The sequence below is a fragment of the Candidatus Symbiopectobacterium sp. genome, assembly GCF_020054415.1.
In the GTDB taxonomy this organism is placed as follows: domain Bacteria; phylum Pseudomonadota; class Gammaproteobacteria; order Enterobacterales; family Enterobacteriaceae; genus Symbiopectobacterium.
In genome coordinates this window covers 1-1,571 of record NZ_JAHWCO010000706.1, presented here as the reverse complement: position 1 = coordinate 1,571, position 1,571 = coordinate 1, and the positions used below count along the sequence as shown (strand labels likewise).

Below are 1,571 nucleotides of genomic sequence, written 5' to 3'. Positions count from 1 at the left end.
GTAACGATATCTGGAAAAAGAAAGTGGGCTATCACCGGCGCTCAGTGGCTGAAACGGCCATGTTCCGGTTCAAAAGGCTTCTGGGTGGTCATCTAAGTCTGAGAGACTACGATGCTCAGGTGGGTGAAGCCATGACCATGGTCAAAGCGCTTAACAGGATCACGCTATTAGGAATGCCGAACAGTATTCGCATCACGTAACAATCGACCCGTATGGGGCGCAGTCGTTACAAGTTCTGATTTATTCAACAAAGCCGTTCGATAACCTCAATGTCTTCATCTTCCACGCCGCCTCCGAGCGCCAGACGTTGGGAAGGCGCGTATTCTGCGGCAAAAAAATGCACCTTTTCCGTCACGCTACCGGGCGACATGTAGGCTTCAAACAATTTTTCGACCTGCTCGATACGATAGCAGGTTTCCTCCATGACTTCCTTACGGATGCACACTTCCGGCGACAACGCATCCAGCAATCCCGCGCAGGTTTCCAACAGCATGCCGCTCTCATTATCGTTGAGGTAAGTCGGGATACGAAATTGGCGCGTCAGCACTACCGTCTTTTTATCCCTGTTATAGAGCAGAATGGTAGCACCGTCGCCTTTGTCATAAACTTCGCGCCGTTGTCGCACCACACCGCCGCATTTACGTTGCAGATCGAACGTGTAGTTATGCAGCACATACCAGTTATCGGACAGCAGTTTCTTTTCAATGAGCTTTATGGGAGACGAGATCACAACACTCCATCACGTGCGAACACACACGGCTGACTTAACGAAACTCCTGATACAGATGTTCACCGCGAAAACAGATACGACGTGATAGCGTCAGCGCCGCCGTTGAGATCAGCGACCCCAGTTCGACAATGCGTTCAGGGTCGTCTTTTACTTTGGAAAACAGGCTGGCAATACTCAGCGCCGCTTGCACCTTACCTCGCGCGTTATAAATAGGTGCCGCGACACAAAAGACTTCCGCGTTATGCTCACGATCATCAATCACGTAGCCGCGCTGACGCGCTTCGTTCAGCACGCCTAAAAAAAGCGCTTCATCCGTCACGGTGAAGGGGGTAATCGGCTGCAAACCACCGGTTTTATCGAGAATGGCTTTGACCTGTTCATCCGGCATGGTCGCCAGCAGCGCCTTGCCAAGGCCGGTACAATAAAGTGGGTTATTGGAACCGATGAGCGCAGATGTGCGCACTGATGCAGCACTCTCCACTTTATCCAGATAGACCAGCATACCGTCGTTTTCCATCGCCAGGAACGATGTTTCCTGCGCGCTGGCAGCCAACTCTTTCAGCACGGAACGCGCTGCTTCATGAAACTGCGTTTGATCGAAATAAACCGCACCGGTCTGGAACAATTTAAGCCCCAGACGGAAAGATTTGAAACGGGGATTGGCGATTTCAAGGTAGCCTTTATCCACCAGCGTATAAATTGTACTAGCTCAGACCTGATCTGACAGTTACCGATTATTTATACAGGTGTCTGTCAGATTACATCTGGTTCAGATTCTTTTCTGCCCAGATCCGTTTTCCATCGAGTAAAGTGGCCATCGGCGTACGCCCACAGCACATTT

Annotated in this window: 1 protein-coding gene and 2 pseudogenes; 1 reads left to right on the top strand and 2 read right to left on the bottom strand. The window is 50.7% G+C overall.

Features of this window, described 5'->3' with window-relative positions; all coding sequences use genetic code 11:
- Positions 1-200: pseudogene (locus QZ506_RS20325) on the top strand (IS5/IS1182 family transposase); the annotation flags it as partial.
- Positions 201-256: 56 nt separating this feature from the next.
- Here the strand turns inward: QZ506_RS20325 and nudK are convergent.
- A pseudogene (gene nudK, locus QZ506_RS20320) lies at positions 257-727 on the bottom strand (GDP-mannose pyrophosphatase NudK); the annotation flags it as partial.
- A gap of 37 nt (positions 728-764) precedes the next feature.
- The gene (locus QZ506_RS20315) at positions 765-1,418 is read right to left on the bottom strand and encodes an IclR family transcriptional regulator (RefSeq protein ID WP_291973493.1); all 654 of its coding nucleotides are present in this window, start codon (positions 1,416-1,418) and stop codon (positions 765-767) included.
- Positions 1,419-1,571 lie beyond the last annotated feature (153 nt).